This is a genomic window from Skermanella rosea (assembly GCF_016806835.2).
GTDB lineage: Bacteria > Pseudomonadota > Alphaproteobacteria > Azospirillales > Azospirillaceae > Skermanella > Skermanella rosea.
Window position 1 is genome coordinate 3,498,394 of the sequence record NZ_CP086111.1, and the last position, 16,128, is coordinate 3,514,521.

At 68.2% G+C, this 16,128-nt stretch carries 15 protein-coding genes; 7 read left to right on the plus strand and 8 right to left on the minus strand.

What is annotated here, in order from left to right:
- Nucleotides 1–42: 42 nt before the first annotated feature.
- The 5 genes from JL101_RS16255 to JL101_RS16275 all read right to left on the minus strand — a co-directional run bounded on the left by JL101_RS16255 (nucleotide 43) and on the right by JL101_RS16275 (nucleotide 5,295).
- Nucleotides 43–819: an ABC transporter ATP-binding protein gene (locus JL101_RS16255; RefSeq protein WP_203097364.1), complete on the minus strand. Its 777-nt coding sequence runs from the start codon at nucleotides 817–819 to the stop codon at nucleotides 43–45.
- Nucleotides 816–1,682: an ABC transporter ATP-binding protein gene (locus tag JL101_RS16260; protein WP_203097365.1), complete on the minus strand. Its 867-nt coding sequence runs from the start codon at nucleotides 1,680–1,682 to the stop codon at nucleotides 816–818. Before JL101_RS16260 ends, JL101_RS16255 begins: the two co-directional genes overlap by 4 nt.
- The gene (nikC, locus tag JL101_RS16265) at nucleotides 1,679–2,608 is read right to left on the minus strand and encodes a nickel transporter permease (protein ID WP_203097366.1); all 930 of its coding nucleotides are present in this window, start codon (nucleotides 2,606–2,608) and stop codon (nucleotides 1,679–1,681) included. Before nikC ends, JL101_RS16260 begins: the two co-directional genes overlap by 4 nt.
- Nucleotides 2,605–3,609: an ABC transporter permease gene (locus JL101_RS16270; RefSeq protein ID WP_203097538.1), complete on the minus strand. Its 1,005-nt coding sequence runs from the start codon at nucleotides 3,607–3,609 to the stop codon at nucleotides 2,605–2,607. Before JL101_RS16270 ends, nikC begins: the two co-directional genes overlap by 4 nt.
- A 72-nt stretch (nucleotides 3,610–3,681) precedes the next feature.
- On the minus strand, nucleotides 3,682–5,295 hold the full coding sequence (locus JL101_RS16275) for an ABC transporter substrate-binding protein (protein ID WP_203097367.1): 1,614 nt from the start codon (nucleotides 5,293–5,295) through the stop codon (nucleotides 3,682–3,684).
- Between the two features lie 240 nt (nucleotides 5,296–5,535).
- Between JL101_RS16275 and JL101_RS16280 the strand changes: the two genes are divergently transcribed.
- The 7 genes from JL101_RS16280 to JL101_RS36530 all read left to right on the plus strand — a co-directional run bounded on the left by JL101_RS16280 (nucleotide 5,536) and on the right by JL101_RS36530 (nucleotide 11,937).
- Nucleotides 5,536–6,825, plus strand: coding sequence for an MFS transporter (locus tag JL101_RS16280; protein ID WP_203097368.1), 1,290 nt, complete (start codon nucleotides 5,536–5,538; stop codon nucleotides 6,823–6,825).
- 134 nt (nucleotides 6,826–6,959) lie between these two features.
- Nucleotides 6,960–7,799 (plus strand): branched-chain amino acid aminotransferase, encoded by an 840-nt coding sequence (locus JL101_RS16285; RefSeq protein WP_203097369.1) that lies wholly within the window; start codon nucleotides 6,960–6,962, stop codon nucleotides 7,797–7,799.
- Nucleotides 7,796–8,959 carry a bifunctional GNAT family N-acetyltransferase/class I SAM-dependent methyltransferase gene (locus tag JL101_RS16290; protein WP_203097370.1) on the plus strand — a complete coding sequence of 388 codons (1,164 nt, stop codon included), beginning with the start codon at nucleotides 7,796–7,798 and terminating at the stop codon, nucleotides 8,957–8,959. The genes JL101_RS16285 and JL101_RS16290 overlap by 4 nt, the downstream gene beginning before the upstream one ends.
- Before the next feature lie 123 nt (nucleotides 8,960–9,082).
- On the plus strand, nucleotides 9,083–9,439 hold the full coding sequence (locus JL101_RS16295; protein WP_203097371.1) for a response regulator: 357 nt from the start codon (nucleotides 9,083–9,085) through the stop codon (nucleotides 9,437–9,439).
- Between the two features lie 8 nt (nucleotides 9,440–9,447).
- Nucleotides 9,448–10,062, plus strand: coding sequence for a chemotaxis protein (locus JL101_RS16300; protein ID WP_203097372.1), 615 nt, complete (start codon nucleotides 9,448–9,450; stop codon nucleotides 10,060–10,062).
- A 20-nt stretch (nucleotides 10,063–10,082) separates the two neighbouring features.
- On the plus strand, nucleotides 10,083–11,321 hold the full coding sequence (locus JL101_RS16305) for a sensor histidine kinase (RefSeq protein ID WP_203097373.1): 1,239 nt from the start codon (nucleotides 10,083–10,085) through the stop codon (nucleotides 11,319–11,321).
- Between the two features lie 484 nt (nucleotides 11,322–11,805).
- Complete coding sequence (locus tag JL101_RS36530) at nucleotides 11,806–11,937, plus strand: hypothetical protein (RefSeq protein ID WP_256445759.1); 132 nt, start codon at nucleotides 11,806–11,808, stop codon at nucleotides 11,935–11,937.
- Between the two features lie 44 nt (nucleotides 11,938–11,981).
- Here the strand turns inward: JL101_RS36530 and JL101_RS16310 are convergent, their stop codons facing one another.
- The 3 genes from JL101_RS16310 to JL101_RS16320 form a co-directional block, all read right to left on the minus strand.
- A complete protein-coding gene (locus tag JL101_RS16310; RefSeq protein WP_203097374.1) occupies nucleotides 11,982–14,165 on the minus strand; it encodes a xanthine dehydrogenase family protein molybdopterin-binding subunit in 2,184 nt (727 codons plus the stop codon).
- Nucleotides 14,166–14,168: 3 nt separating this feature from the next.
- Entirely contained in the window at nucleotides 14,169–14,630 is a 462-nt protein-coding gene (locus tag JL101_RS16315; RefSeq protein ID WP_203097375.1) for a (2Fe-2S)-binding protein, read from the minus strand.
- A 116-nt stretch (nucleotides 14,631–14,746) separates the two neighbouring features.
- Nucleotides 14,747–16,072, minus strand: coding sequence for a YihY family inner membrane protein (locus tag JL101_RS16320; protein WP_203097376.1), 1,326 nt, complete (start codon nucleotides 16,070–16,072; stop codon nucleotides 14,747–14,749).
- Nucleotides 16,073–16,128 lie beyond the last annotated feature (56 nt).

The window sequence follows — 16,128 nt, forward strand, 5'->3', positions numbered from 1 at the left end:
CCATCCCCCTTTCGGGCAGGATGGCCCGGCCCCCTGCGGTACTCAGGCGAAATCCCGGAAACTGTCGGCCGCCGCCCGGTCATAGCCCTGGCTGGCCCGCAGGAGCTGCCGCGTATAGTCCTGCGCGGCCTCACCCCGCCGCAGGTCGGCGACGGACATCTCCTCCACCACGCGGCCCCGGTTCATCACGGCCAGCCGGTCGCACATGTAAGCGACGACCGACAGGTTATGGCTGACCAGGATATAGGTCAGGCCGCGCTCCGTCCGCAGGCGCTTCAGCAGGTTGAGGATTTCGGCCTGGACGGAAACGTCCAGCGCGGAGGTCGGCTCGTCCAGCAGAAGCACGCGGGGCTCCAGGATCAGGGCACGCGCGATGGCGACCCGCTGGCGCTGCCCGCCCGAGAGCTGGTGGGGAAAGCGGAAGCGGAACCGGGGGCCGAGGCCGACCTCCTGCAGGATGCGCTCGATCCGCCGGTCGGCGTCGCGCAGCCCGTGGATCGCCACGGGTTCCGCCAGGATGCGGTCGATGGTGTGGCGCGGGTGAAGCGAGCCGTAGGGGTCCTGGAACACCATCTGGCAGCGTTTGAAGAACGCCTTTTCCCTCCGGTGCCGTTGCTCCTGCCCGTCGATCGACACGATGCCGGACCAGTCCGGATTGAGCCCGCTGACGGCGCGCAGCACCGTTGACTTGCCGGAACCGGATTCGCCGACCAGCCCGAAGCTCTCGCCCTCCCCGACCCGGAAGGTGACGCCCTGGACCGCGTGGATGGCGCTTTCGCCGTGGCCGAAGATGACGTTCAGGTCCTCCACCGCGATCATCGGCCGCTCCCCGTCCCATTCCCGATCCAGGCGGGGTCGCGGGCCAGGACCGGCAGCTCGGGCCGCGTCTCGTCCAGCCGGGGAAGGCTGTCGAGCAGTCCTCGGGTATAGGGATGCCTGGCATCGCGCAGTTCGTCGGCGCGGCAGGTCTCGACCACCCGGCCGGCATACATGATCAGGATGCGATCGCAGAACGAGGCCACCAGGTTGAGGTCGTGGCTGATGAAGACCAGCCCCATGCCCCGCCTGCCGCACAGCTCGTCCATGATCGCCAGCACCTGCATCTGGACCGTGACGTCCAGCGCCGATGTCGGCTCGTCCGCGATCAGCAGGTCGGGGTCCGGAATCAGCATCATCGCGATCATGATGCGCTGCCCCATCCCGCCGGAGACCTCGTGCGGGTACAGGTCGAACACCCGCTCCGGATCGCGGATGCGGACGGCTTCCAGCATCTCCAGCGCGCGCCGCCGGGCGTCGCGCCGGCCGGCGCCGCTGTGGACCTGGTAGGCCTCCGCGATCTGGCGGCCGACGGTCATCACGGGATTGAGCGAGAACTTGGGGTCCTGCATGACCATGGAGATGCGCCGGCCGCGGATGCCGCGCATCGTCCGTTCGGAAGCCGTGCGCAGGTCCGTGCCGTCGAACTCGATCCGGTCGGCGGAAACCTCGCCCGGCGGCGGGACGAGGCGCAGGATGGCTCGCCCCGTCATGGACTTGCCGGAGCCGGACTCGCCGACGATCCCCAGCTTCTCCCGCCCGACGGTGAAGGAGACGCCGCGGACGGCCTCGGTGAAGCCGTCGCGCGCCGGAAAGCGGACGCGCAGGTTCTCGACGGTGAGGAGAGGAGGTGTCAGGGAAGTCATCCGTTCTTGGGGTCCAGCACGTCGCGCAGACCGTCGCCCAGCAGGTTGAATCCCAGGCTGACCACGAAGATCGCGAGACCCGGCAGGGTGGCGACCCACCATTGCTCCAGCAGGTATTGGCGCCCGGTCGAGATCATGGCGCCCCATTCCGGCAGCGGCGGCTGGGCTCCCAGCCCCAGGAAACCCAGGCCTGCGGCGGTCAGGATGATGCCGGCCATGTCGAGCGTGACCCGCACGATCAGCGACGAGGTGCAGAGCGGAATCACATGCCCCGCGATGATCCTCACCGGAGAGGCGCCTTGCAGGCGGACGGCGCTGATGAAGTCGCTGTGGCGGATCGTCATGGTTTCCGCCCGGGCGATGCGGGCATAGGGCGGCCAGGAGGTGATCGCGATGGCGATGACCGCGTTCTCGATCCCCGGCCCCAGCGCCGCGACGAAGGCCAGCGCCAGGATCAGCTTGGGGAAGGCCAGGAAGATGTCGGTGATACGCATCAGCACGATGTCGGTCCAGCCGCCGAGATAGCCGGACACGGTGCCGATCAGCAGCCCGACCACCGGGGCGGTGACCGCGACCAGGAGCACGATGTAGAGCGTCAGCCGCGAGCCGTGGACGACGCGCGAGAAGATGTCGCGGCCGAACTGGTCGGTTCCGAACCAATGGGCGGTGCCGGGCGGCTGGAGGCGGTTGGCGAGGTCCTGGTCGTAGGGCGACTGGGTGGCGATCAGCGGGGCGAACAGGGCGACCAGGACCAGGGCCGCGATGATGAAGAAGCCGACCATCGCGAGCCGGTTGCGCGAGAAGGCCAGCCAGCCGGCATAGAGCCGGCCAAGCCGTGCCTGTCCCCGCGAGCGCGGCGTGTCGGTCAGCAGCCAGTCGCGCAGCCCGTGCCCCGTGCGGGCGCCGTCCATGGGGGCGCCGGTCATCGCCGCGCCCTCGGGTCGAGCAGCCTGTACAGCAGGTCGGACAGCAGGTTCAGGCCGATGAAGACCGCGCCCACCACCAGCGTGCCGCCCAGCACGGCGTTCATATCGGCGCTCAGCAGGCTGTTGGTGATGTACTGGCCGAGACCGGGCCAGGCGAACACCGTCTCGGTCAGGACCGAGCCTTCCAGCAGGGTGGCGTAGGACAGCGCCACCACCGTGATCAGCGGCACCGCGATGTTGCCCAGCGCGTGGCGCCAGACCACCCGGGCTTCGGACAGGCCCTTGACCCGGGCGGTCGTGATGTATTCCTGCCTGAGCTGGTCCAGCATGAAGCTTCGGGTCATGCGGCTGATATAGGCGATGCTGAAATAGCCCAGGATGGAGGCCGGCAGGACCAGGTGGGACAGCGCGTTCCAGAAGATCTCGGTCTCCCCTGCCAGCAGCGCGTCCACGGTCAGGATGCCGGTCACCGGATCGACCAGCCCGTCGTAGAAGACGTCGAGCCTGCCCGGCCCGGGCGCCCAGTCCAGCTTGGCGTAGAACAGCAGCAGCCCGACCAGCCCGAGCCAGAACACCGGCACGGAATAGCCCACCAGCCCCAGCACGCGGACCAGATGGTCGGGCCAGCGGCCCCGATGGACGGCGGCCATCACGCCGGCGGGAATGCCCAGCACCACGCCGATGACGACGGCCGCGGTCGCCAGCTCCAGCGTGGCGGGAAAGACGCGGGCGACGTCCTCCAGCACCGGGCGCGAGGTCAGCACCGAGGTGCCGAGGTCGCCGCGCACCACGTCGGCGACGTACAGGCCGAACTGCTGCCAGAGCGGCAGGTCCAGGCCCAGCTCCTGCCGCATCCGCTCGTAGGTCTCGGCATTGGCGCGATCGCCGACGGCGGCCAGCACCGGGTCGATCGGCACGACGCGGCCGATCAGGAAGGTCACCAGCAGCAGCCCGAGCAGCGTGAGCGCCACGGAAGCCAGCAGCCCGGCGACCCGCCGCAGCGGCCCCGCGGGGCGATGGGGCCGCCGGGCGGCGGTGTTGCCGCCCGCTTTGATGATGTCGGTCAAGACCCGCTACTTCTTGGTCGCGAGCCGGTACAGGTTGGTGTCGAAGCTGGGACCCCAGACCAGCCCTTCCACGTTGGTCCGCACGGCGGGGACCTCGACCTGCTGGAACATGACGACGAAGGGGCTGTCCTCCATCACCGTCTTCTGGAGCTCGCGGTAGGTCTCGGCCCGCTTGGAGGCGTCGCGCTCCAGCACGGCCGAGGCGGTCTTCTTGGTGAGTTCGGGGATGTCCCAGGCGTTACGCCAGGCGAGCGTCTTGGAGGCGCCGTCGTCCGCGTTGTTCGGGTTGGACGCGAAGGTCTCGGCGTTGGTGTGCGGGTCCTGGTAGTCGGGGCCCCACTGGCCGATATAGATGTCCTGGTTGCGCGCCCGGTACTTGGTCAGCGCCTGCTTGCCGTCCATGGGCAGCAGCTCGATCTTGACGCCGGCCGCGGCGGCGCTGGCCTGGATGGTTTGCGCGATGTCCATGGTCGGCGAGGTATTGCGCACGTCCATGGTGACGGTGAAGCCGTCGGGATAGCCGGCGGCGGCCAGCAGTTCCCGCGCCTTCGCCGGATCGTACTTGAACGGCTTGTCCTCCACCGCGCCCAGGAAGCCCTTGGGCAGGAAGGCTTGGTGGACGGTGCCGAGGCCGTTCATGATGCTGCCGCGCAAGGCGTCGTAATCGACGAGGTACCGCATCGCCTTGCGGACCTCCGGCTTGGCGAGGATCTCGTTCTTCTGGTTGAGGCTGATGTACCAGAGCGTGCCCTTGGGCGCCTCGACCAGCCGGATGTCCTTGGACGCGCGGAGCGGCTCGAACTGCTCCGGCTTGAGGTTGCGCGCGACATCAACGTCGCCCTTCTCCAGCAGGAGCCGCTGGGTGGCGGGTTCGGGAATGTGGCGGATGATCACCCGCTTCATGGCCGGACCGCCCTGCCAGTAGCCCGGGTAGGCGTCCAACATCAGCATCTCGCTGGCCTTCCACTGGCGCAGCTTGAACGGGCCGGAGCCGGCGGAATTGGTCTTCAGCCAGTTGGTCCCGAAGTCGCCGTCCTTCTCGTTCTGCTGGACCAGCTTGGAGTCGACGATGGAGGCGACGCCGGCGGTCAGGCAGTACAGCACGAAGGTCGGGGCGTAGGCCTGGTCGGTCTCCATCACCAGCGTCCGGGCGTCGGTAGCCCGGACCTTCTGGTCCACGTTGTCCTTGGTGAAGCCGAACTGGGTCAGGATGAAGGCCGGGGACTTGTTCAGCTTGACCGCGCGGCGGAGCGAATAGGCGGCGTCCTCCGCGGTGAGGGCGTTGCCGGAATGGAACTCGACGCCGTCGCGGATCTTGAAGGTGTAGGTCTTGCCGTCGCCCGAGACCTCCCAGCTCTCCGCCAGCCCGGGCAGGATTTTGCTGACATCGTTCACGTCGTAGGAGATCAGCCGCTCATAGACCTGGGCGCCGTATTCGGCGCCGGACAGCTCGAAGATCTCGGCCGGATCGAGGCTGATGATGTCGTCGAACTGCCAGGCCATCACCAGCGCGTCCTTCGGCGTGTCCGCCAGGGCCTGCGTTCCGGCCCCCACGCCGGTTCCCGCGACCGCGAGCGCCACGAAGGCGGCTCCCATAAGATTCCGGGCGAACTTATCCATGACGCGGCCTCTCTCCTGTCCTGGCATCTTGTTGATTCCTTTGCCCTGTCCGCTCCAGGCGTCGGGCGTCGATGCGCCTGCGAAGGATTGACCGTCCGGTCAGGTCCTGTCAAGCGACGCACCTGGAGAAGCGGCGCGAAGGAATTGCTGCCCCCTGGCTTTTGGGGGTCGCGCCGGGCTTGCCGACGGGGCAGGATGCGCCCGCCGCATCCATCCCCCTGAGCAAGCGCCCCATCCATCATGCTGCCGATCGTCCGATCCATCTCCTCCCTGCTGACCGCCGTCGCCCTGCTGATGCTGGGCAGCGGGATGCTCAGCACCCTGGTCGGCGTGCGGCTGACGGCAACGGGGGTCGGGCCGGTCGCGATCGGCTTCGTCATGGCGGCCTATTATGCCGGGCTGACCGCGGGGTCGCTGTTCGGCTACCGGGTCATCGCCAAGGTCGGGCATATCCGGGCCTTCTCCGCCTTCGCGTCGGTGTTCTCCGCCGCGACGCTGGGGCACGCGCTCTATCTCAGCCTGCCGCTGTGGGCGGGGCTGAGGCTGGCCGAAGGCTTCTGCATGGCCGGGCTGTTCATGTGCATCGAGAGCTGGCTGAACGACCGGGCGACCAGCCGGACGCGCGGGCAGATGCTGTCGCTCTACATGATCACGCTCTACGGCGCCATGGCGGTCGGGCAGCAACTGTTGAACCTGGACGACCCGACGGGAATGCTGCGGTTCATCGCGATCTCGATGCTGACCTCGCTGGCGCTGGTGCCGGTGGCGCTGACCCGCAAGGCGCCGCCCCTGCTGCCCGACATCGCCTCCTTCGGCATCCGGCGGCTGTACGAGGCGTCGCCGCTGGGGATCTTCGGGACCTTCGTCAGCGGGATCGTGACCGGCGCCATCTACGGCCTGGCCCCGGTCTACGGCACCCAGCAGGGATTTGGGACGGCGGGTACCGCCCTGTTCATGACCGTCATCATCCTGGGCGGCGTGGCGCTGCAATGGCCACTGGGCAAGCTGTCGGACGTGTTCGATCGCCGCACCGTGATCATCGCCCTGTCGGCGGCCACGGCGGCGGTCAGCGTCGGCATGATCACGGCGTCGGAGATCGGAGGCGACCTGATGCTGATGCTGGTGGCGGCACTGTTCGGCGGGCTGTCCTTCACGCTCTATCCCGTCTGCGTCGCCCACACCAACGACCATATCGACAAGTCGGAGCTGGTGCAGGCCAGCGGCGGACTGATCCTGTCCTACTCGGTCGGCGCCACGATGGGGCCGCTGGCCGGGTCGGCCGTGATGTCCGTCCTGGGCGGGCCGGGGCTGTTCGCCTTCACCGGCGCCGGCGCCGCGGCGGCCGTGGTGTTCGGCCTCTACCGCACCGCCAGGCGCGCCGCTCCGCCGTCCGAAGCGCAGGGTCCGTTCCGCAGCCTGCCGCGGACCACGCCGGTGGTCGCCCCCCTGGACCCGCGCGGCGAGGAGGAGCCCCAGTTCTCCCTGGATCTGCCGGAGAGCCTGCCGGGCGGGCGGCGTGCCGCGGAATGAGGCATTCCCGGCCCGCGTGGGCATGCTTGCCATTGGTTCGCGGGCGGACTGGAGATATGGTGTAGGCAAATCGGTTGACCATCCAGCCGGGGCAATCCGGCCCCGGCGCAGCGCAAAACAGTGGAGTATGTTTCATGGCGGGCAGCGCGCTCACCTTCTTCAAGGGGCAGTGGCTCGAAGGCAATCCGGGGATCATCGGCCCGATGAACCATTGCATGTGGCTGTCGTCCGTCGTTTTCGATGGCGCCCGCGCGTTCGAGGGCGTGGCCCCCGACCTGGACCGCCATTGCGAGCGGCTGATCGCGTCCGGCCACGCCCTGGGGCTGGCGCCCATGCTGACGGCCGGAGAGATCCAGGAACTGGCGATCGACGGCATCGGCCGCTTCCCGCCCGGCACGGCGCTCTACATCCGGCCGATGTTCTTCGCCGAGGCAGGCTGGGTGATGCCCGATCCGGCGAGCACCGCCTTCGCGCTGACCGTCCATGAATCGCCGATGCCTCCGGTGACGGGGTTCACCGCCTGCCTGTCGACCAGGCGCCGGCCCCTGCCCGGCACGGCCCCGACCGACGCCAAGGCCTCCGCCCTCTACCCCAACGCCGGCCTGGCGCTGCGCGAGGCGCAGGGCCGCGGCTTCGATAATGCGATCCTGCTGGACCCGCTGGGCAACGTCGCGGAGTTCGCGACCGCCAACCTGTTCATCGCCAAGGACGGCGCGGCCCATACGCCGATTTGCAACGGCACCTTCCTGAACGGCATCACGCGCCAGCGGGTGGCGCAGCTGCTGCACGACGCGGGCGTCCCGGTGATCGAGCGCACGATCACCTGGGCCGAACTGATGGACGCCGACGAGGTGTTCTCCACCGGCAACTATTCCAAGGTCGTCCCGGTCACCCGGGTGGAGGACAGGCACTTCGAGCCCGGCCCGGTCTTCAAGCGTGCCCGCGACCTCTATTGGGAGTTCGCGCACCGGTGAGCGGCGCCGACGCATTTCCCGTGGTGCGCGACGGCCGGGACGGCGACGCGGACCAGCTGATCCGATTGATGGCCGCCGTTTTCGCGGAGTATCCCGGCTGCGTGCTCGACGTCGATGGGGAGGAGCCGGACCTGCGCTCCATCGCGACGGCCTACGCCGGCTATGGCGGCCGCTTCTGGGTCGCCGAGTCCCCCTCGGACGGCCGCATCGTCGGCATGGTCGGCGGCCGGCCCCTGGGCTCCGCCAACGGGCATTGGGAGCTGAAAAAGCTCTATGTCGACCGCAGCACCCGCGGCACCGGCCTTGGATCGCGCCTGGTCCGGCTGGTGGAGGCGGAGGCCGCCCGGCAGGGCGCCCCGGTGCTGGAGCTGTGGAGCGACACCCGGTTCCTCGACGCCCATCGCCTCTACGAGCGACTGGGCTTCCGGCGCGGGACGGCACTGCGGGAACTGCACGACCTCAGCAACAGCGTCGAGTACCACTTCGCCAAGCCGGTCGCCGTGAGCAAGGAGACCCGGTCCCTGACGCGCATCCTGGAGCACCACGGCATCACCGTGGTGCTGGACGTCGGCGCCAATGTCGGCCAGTACGCGACGCGCCTGCGGCACGGCGGATATGACGGCAGGATCGTCTCGTTCGAGCCGCTGCCGGAGGCGCGGGCCGGCCTCGCCCGAGCCGCCGCCGGAGACCGGCTGTGGCAGATCGCCCCGCAGGCGGCGCTCGGCGCCGACCGCGGCACCGTGACGCTCAATGTCTCCGCGGAGTCGGACATGAGCTCGACCCTCCCGTTCCGGCCGGAGATGGGCGAACTGCTCGACAGCGCCGCCTATACCGGGTCGGTCACGGTGCCGATCACGCGGCTCGACGAGGTGTTCGACGCGCATGTGGCGCCCGGCGACCGCTGCTTCCTGAAGATCGATACCCAGGGCACCGAATCGGCCGTCCTGGACGGCGCCGCCGGCCGGCTCGACCGGATCAGCTGCATCCAGCTGGAGCTGTCCGTCGTTCCGGTCTACCAGGGCGAGCCGGGTTATCTCGACATGATCGACAGGCTGGCCCGGCTCGGATTCCAGCCGGCGCTCTTCATCCCAGGCTATTTCAACCGGCGCACGGCACGAATGATCTCCATGGACGGAGTGTTTGTGCGTTTATCCCAGTAATTTTCATTTAAGCATCTGTAAATGACTCGTCGGCCATACCTGTAGGGACGATCCAGGACGCTCCGACGGCGCGTTCGACACGGTTCGGACGGCAGCGTTTCTGAGTTTTCTGAAAGTCACTTCATGACCACGATCCTGATTATCGACGACAGCCAGCTTGCCCGCAACATGGTATCGGGCATGGTCCGCGGCGCGCGGCCGGAGTGGCAGATCGTCACGGCGAAGAACGCGGACGACGCGCTGGAGAAAGTCGCCGAGGTCACGCCCGACATCGCGATCGTGGACTTCAACATGCCCGGCATGGACGGGCTGAACCTGTCCTGCGAACTGCACAGCCGGTTTCCCGACCTGGACATCAGCATCCTGACCGCGAACGTCCAGGACAGCATCCGCCGCAAAGTGACCGACAAGGGATTCCGCTTCGTCGAGAAGCCGATCACGCCGGACAAGATGCGCGACCTCCTGGCCTCGATCCCGTGAGGACCGTCATGCAGTTGACGGAAGCGGAAAGCGACGCGATCATCGAACTGTTCAATCTCGGCATGGGCAGGGCCGCCGGCGCGCTCGGCCAGATGGTCGATGCCGAGGTGGCCCTCTCCGTTCCCAGCCTGGAGATCGTGCGCCGGACCGACGCCCCGGACCAGCTCGGCTGCCCGGCCGGGCAGCGTATCTGCGCGGTTCGGCAGACCTTCGCCGGACCCTTCGACGGCCAGGCCATGCTGATCTTTCCGGAAGGCAGCAGCCTGGAGCTGGTCCGCCGCCTGCTGCCCGACAGTCCGCCGCTGGGCGACATGACCGACCTGGAGGAGGAGGCGCTGACCGAGGTCGGCAACGTCATCCTCAACCACTGCCTCGCCAGCTTCGCGAACCTGCTGCATTCCGAGATCAGGACCGAGATCCCGATCTACCAGATCGGCCGGCCGGAGGAGATCATCGGGACGGCGGCCGGGACGACCGCCAGCACCTATGTCCTGATCATCCGCGTGGATTTCGGCCTGTTCGCGAAGCGGATCGAGGGACACGTCCTGTTCCTGCAGGACATCGCGTCGATCCAGGCATTCCAGACCGCCATCCGCGCCTTCGTGGCCAGCATGGACGCCTGACGGGCGGAATCGAAGGCGCCATGTCGATTCCCCCGGGCCTGTCAGACCAGATCGTCCACAACAGCGATATCGGTCTCCTGGTCATCGACCGGGACGAGCGTGTGGTGGTCTGGAACCGATGGCTGGCCGTCCATTCCGGAATTCCCGAAGTGATGGCGCTCGGCGCGCCGCTGACCGGGCTGTGGCCGACGATCGCGAACTCCCGTGCGCACCAGGCGATCCGGGAGGCGCTCGAGCATGGCCGGGCCGGCTTCATTTCCCACGCATTCAACCCCATGCCCTTCCCGCTCCACGGGCTGGCCGGCGACCGCTTCGGCGACCCGATCGACCAACTCGTCCTGGTGCGGGCATTGGACTCCGAGCATGGCGAGCGGCGCTGCCTGATCCAGATCGAGAACATCTCCAGCGCGGTCCGCCGCGAGAAGCACCTGCGCGCCCAGATCCGCGAGTTGCAGGAGACCAAGGCCCGCCTGGAACAGCAGGGCCGCGACCTTGAGGAGATGGCCCGGCGGCTCCGGTCCGCGCGCGACGACGCCGAACGGGCGAACCGCGCCAAGACGGAGTTCCTGGCCAACATGAGCCATGAGCTGCGCACGCCGCTGAACGCGATCATCGGCTTCTCGGAGATGCTCGAGTCAGGTTATGGCGGCACGCTGAGCGAGCGGCAGGCCAGCTACACGCGGGACATCCACGAGAGCGGGCAGCACCTGCTCCAGATCATCAACAACGTGCTCGACATGTCGAAGGTCGAGGCGGGGCAGTACCAGCTCTTCGAGACGGCGGTGGACATCGGCGACGTCGCCCGCACCGCCCTGTCGATCGTCGGCGGCCAGGCGCGGGACCGCGGGCTGTCGCTGGAAACGAGGCTGGCCGCCGACCTGCCCGTGGTGATGGCGGACGAACGGACCCTGCGGCAGGTGCTGCTGAACCTGCTGTCGAACGCGGTGAAGTTCACCCATCCCGGCGGCCGGATAACGCTGTCGGGCGGAATGAACGCCGAGGGCGATATCGAGGTGCATGTGGGCGATACCGGCATCGGTATCCCGCCGGAAGCGCTGGACCTGGTGATGGAGCCGTTCCAGCAGGCCAACGGCAGCTTCAGCCGGGAGTATGAGGGGACCGGTCTGGGACTGACCATCAGCAAGAACTTCATCGAGCTTCACGGCGGCCGGCTGACGATCGCCAGCGAAGTCGGCGTCGGCACGGTGGTGACCGTGCTGCTGCCGAAGTTCAGGGTGCTGAGCGACACGGGGGAGTAAGCGCCGGGAGCGACTTCCCCAGGTTGGCTGACGCCATCGGTCGCTTCGCCAAGGATTGAGCAGATTGGCACCCATCGGCTTGAAGTCCTGTCTACTGCGGCTGATTGATCGCGGCTGGCCACGGCCGAACGGTTGATCTGCGCGATCGCCGCGATGAGGCTATCGCCGTGGCTGGGAATCCGACACATACAAGCCGGCGCGACACGGTGCGATGGCGGCGTCGACGGGAAGGATGCGGCCGGCGTCCACCATCTTCGCCAGCAGACTGAACGGAAAGGCCGTTTCCCCTGTTAAGGGTGGTATCCGCAACCAAGTGGAGGTCAATTTGCTCCCCCCGCAGCCACTCCCGCCGCAGCCCCTCCCGCCGGGTGGCTCGCCGCTGCCGAACGAGGATTTGCCAAATCCCGGCCCCGCCGACGTGCCGCCGGCTCCTCAGCCGGATTTGCCGCCGAGCCAAGTCCCTCCTTCGATGGGTTGAACCACCATGGCAGAAAAGAAAGTGAATTCCGTCGAGGCAAAGCAGGCGACGAAGGAGGGGGTGGGACGCTACGTCCTCACCATCTCCTTCGTGCTCGCGGCGATCGCGCTGGTGATCGCCTACTTCGTCGTCATCTGAACGCCGGATCCCGGCGGTCCGCGGGGTGGGCGTAACGCCCACCCTTACACGTTCATGTCGCGGGTGAAGGGCAGGTTCCGGATGCGCCGGCCCGTGGCGGCGAACACGGCATTGGCGACGGCCGGTCCGACAGGCGGGACGCCCGGCTCGCCGACCCCGGTCGGAGCAGCCGCCGAGGGGACGATGTGGACCTCCACCGCCGGCATCTCCTCGATCCGAAGCACCCGGTAGTCGTGGAAATTCGACTGCTCCACCCTGCCCTGGTCCAGCGTCACTTCCCCGTACATCACGCCACCCAGGCCGAAGCCGATGCCGCCTTCCATCTGCGCCCGGATCACGTCGGGGTTGACCGCGAGCCCGCAATCGACCGCGCAGACCACACGGTCCACCTTGACCGACCCGTCCGGCTGCATCGTGACCTCGGCGACCTGTGCGACGTAGGTCGAGAAGGACTCGTGGACGGCGATGCCGCGCGCTCTGCCTTCCGGCAGCGGCGTCCCCCATCCGGCCTTCTCCACCGCCAGGTTCAGCACGCCCAGGTGGCGGGGATGCTTGGCCAGCAACGCGCGGCGGAACTCGACGGGATCCTTGCCGGCGGCACTCGCCAGCTCGTCGATGAAGACCTCCGTCGAATAGGCAGTGTGGGTGCTGCCGACCGCCCGCCACCACAGCACCGGCACGCCGACCTCGGTCGTGTGGAGGTCGACCAGCATGTTCGGGATGTCATAGGGCAGGTTCGAGGCACCCTCGACCGACGTTCCGTCCACGCCATCCTTGATCAGCACCGGGGCGAATGGCGTGCCGCCGATGATCGATTGCCCGACGATCCGGTGCTGCCAGGCGACCGGGTTGCCGGCCGCGTCCAGGCCCGCCGCCAGGGTGTGGTAGTACATCGGCCGGTACCGGCCGCCGCGGATGTCGTCCTCCCGCGTCCACACCAGCTTCACCGGCGTTCCCCGGTCGAGCGCCTTGGCCACGTGGACCGCCTCGACGATATAGTCCGAGGCGGCATTGGCCCGGCGCCCGAAGCTGCCGCCGGCCACCAGCGTGTTGATCCTGACCTGTTCCGGTTTCAGCCCGGCCGCCGCCGCGGCGTTGCCCTGGTCGATCGTCTGGAACTGGTCGCCGGCCCAGATCTCGCATCCCGAGGCGTCGAGCCGGACGACGCAGTCCAGCGGCTCCATCGGGGCATGGGCCAGATAGGGGAACTCGAAGGAGGCCGTCACCGTCTTCGCGGCGCCCGCGAGCGCCTTGGCGGCGTCACCCTCGACGCGCGCCGGGGCGCCCGGCTTCCCGGCAAGCGCCTTGTACTCCGCCAGCAGTTCGGCGGTGCCCCGGGTCTCGGCCCGGGACTCGTCCCACTCGATCGCCAGCGCCTCGCGGCCCTTGGAGGCGGCCCAGAAATTCGTGGCGGCGACCGCGACGCCGGAAGGTACCCGGACGACCTTGACGACGCCGGGGATCGCCAGCGCCTTCGCATCGTCGACCGACTTGACCATGGCTCCGAACACCGGCGCACGGGCGATCACGGCGGTCAGCATGCCGGGCAGCATCACGTCCAGGGCGAACTTCGCGGTGCCGTTCGACTTCGACCGGGTATCGACCCGGGGAACCGAGGTGCCGATCACGGTGAACCGGGACGGATCCTTCAAGGGCACGTCGGCCGGCACCGGCAGGGCCGCCGCCTTGGCCGACAAGTCGCCGAAGGTCGCCGACCTGCCCGACGCGGCATGGGAGACCACGCCCTTCTCCACCGTGATCCCGGCGCGGTCCACCTTCCACTCCCGAGCGGCCGCCTCGACCAGCAGGGCCCGGGCGGTGGCGCCCGCCTTGCGAAGCTGCTCGTAGGAATTGGCGATCGAGGAGCTGCCGCCGGTCCCCTGGACCGGGCCGAACGCCAGGTTGTTATAGAGCGCGGCATCGGCCGGAGCTCCCTCGACCCGCATCTGCGACCAGTCCGCGTCGAGTTCCTCGGCGACCAGGGTGGCAAGCCCGGTATAGACCCCCTGCCCCATTTCGAGATGCTTGGACAGGACCGTGACGGTGTTGTCTGTGCCGATACGGACGAAGGCGTTGGGAGCGAAGGTCCCGCCGGCCGCAGCGGCGGAGGCGATCTTCGGACCGCTGCTCCAGTGGAAGCCGATGGTCAGGCCGGCCGCCGCGGCGGCGCTGCCCTGAAGGAAGCGGCGCCGGCTCGGCTTCGGGTCGATCGCGAAATTCTTGAGCATGGATCAGCCCTCCATCATGCCGGAAGCGTCATGGATCGCGGCGCGGATGCGCACATAGGTCGCGCAGCGACAGATATTGCCGCTCATCGCCGCGTTGATGTCGTCGTCGCTGGGCTTGGGCGTCTGCTCCAGCAGGGCGACCGCGGACATGATCTGGCCGGATTGGCAGTAGCCGCATTGCGGCACCTCGACCCGTTCCCAGGCGGCCTGGACCGCCGTCGCCGCCTTGCCCGAAATGCCTTCGATGGTGGTGACGGCCTGCCCGTCGACATCGCCGACCGCCATGGAGCACGACCGGGAAGGCTGGCCCTCCACATGCACCGTGCAGGCTCCGCACTGGGCCATGCCGCAGCCGAACTTGGTTCCCGTCAGACCGGCGAAATCCCGGATCGCCCACAGCAATGGCATCTCCGGATCGACGTCCAAGGTGACCGGCTTGCCATTCAATACAAACGAAACCGCCATCACTCTCTCCCTGAACCGCGTTTTGCACGGTACCCGTCGCAAATGGCGGGACCCAGGGCAGTGCGCGCCGTCACAAGGCCAGGAGAATTCCGCGACGCGCATCGAACGGCACGGGATCACTCCCCGGCGCGACGGCGGCTGTGGCTGAAGCTGAGGAACTCGGCGCTTTCATGCGGCGGGCACAGCAGGTCCTTGATCGGGATGCACAGCAGGTCCTTCTCGGCCTCGTCCGCCGCCTCCAGCAGCTTGGCGCACCGTTCCTGCCAGGGCGCGTCCAGGGCTCCGACGCCGCGAACCGTTCCGCGCAGGCCGATCCCCAGGCCCTTCAGCAGGTCGTGCAGGGTCGAGGAACTCAGGTCGCGGGTGGTCACCCAGGCGCCCTGGCTGGTCCGGGCGACCCAGTGGCTCTGCCGCAGCTGCTCCAGCATGCCGTCGATCACCGCGCCCCCGACCGGCACCCGGCCGATCAGGGTGCGGCGGCGCATGCCGACCCCCAGATGGCTGGCGCGCAGCAGTTCGGCCAGCACGGCCAGCGCCACCGCGACCCGCTGGGCCGGCAGCAATCCCTCGGGACCGATCTTGGTGATCTTGCCGGCCCGCCATTCCGGCAGGGCCGCCGCGACCTCCGCGCCGATCAGCACGGTGGACCAGGCGATATAGAGCCAGAGCAGGAAGATCGGGATGCTCGACAGGGCTCCGTAGATCGTGCGGTAGGCCGGGAACTGGGTAATGTACCAGCCGAACAGGCCCTTGGAGACTTCCAGCAGGACCGCCGCGATGAAGGCGCCAAGGACGGCATCCTGCCAGCGGACCGCGCGGTTGGGGATCAGCAAGTAGATGAGCGTGAACCCGATCCATTCGAACAGCCCGGGCAGCATCAGCCGCCAAGTCCGGATGATCTCGGCCTCGGTGTTGAACTGGAACGTCGCCAGCAGGTAGCTGGAGAACGACAGGCTGGCGCCGAACAGCAGGGGCGTCAGCGTCAGGATCGCCCAGAACGCCAGGAGGCGCGTGATCAGCGAGCGCGGCTCGGACACCCGCCAGATGGCGCTGAAGGAGCCCTCGATCGTCCAGAACAGCATGACCGAGGTGATCGCCAGGCCGACGATGCCGAACGCGGTGAGCTGACCGGCATTGCCGGCGAACTGGATGATCGTGTCCTGGATGGCGTCGCCGACTTCCGGCACCAGGTTGCGCAGGATCAGGGTCTGCGCCTGCTGCTGAAGCGTCTCGTAGGCGGGAAAGGCCCGGAAGATCGCGAAGCCGATGGTCATCAGCGGCACCACGGCCAGCAGCGAGGTGTAGGTCAGCGCCGCCGAGGTGGTCAGGCAGTCGTCCTCGAAATACCGCTTGAACAGGTATTGCATGAAGCTGGCGAAATCGCGCAGCCGCAACGGCAGCCCCTTGATCTTTTCCGAGGTCCGGCTGAGCTGGAACTGCATCACGGATGCTCCCGCGGCTGGCGGAGCGCGGTCGAGGCGGTCATCGGCATATGCGA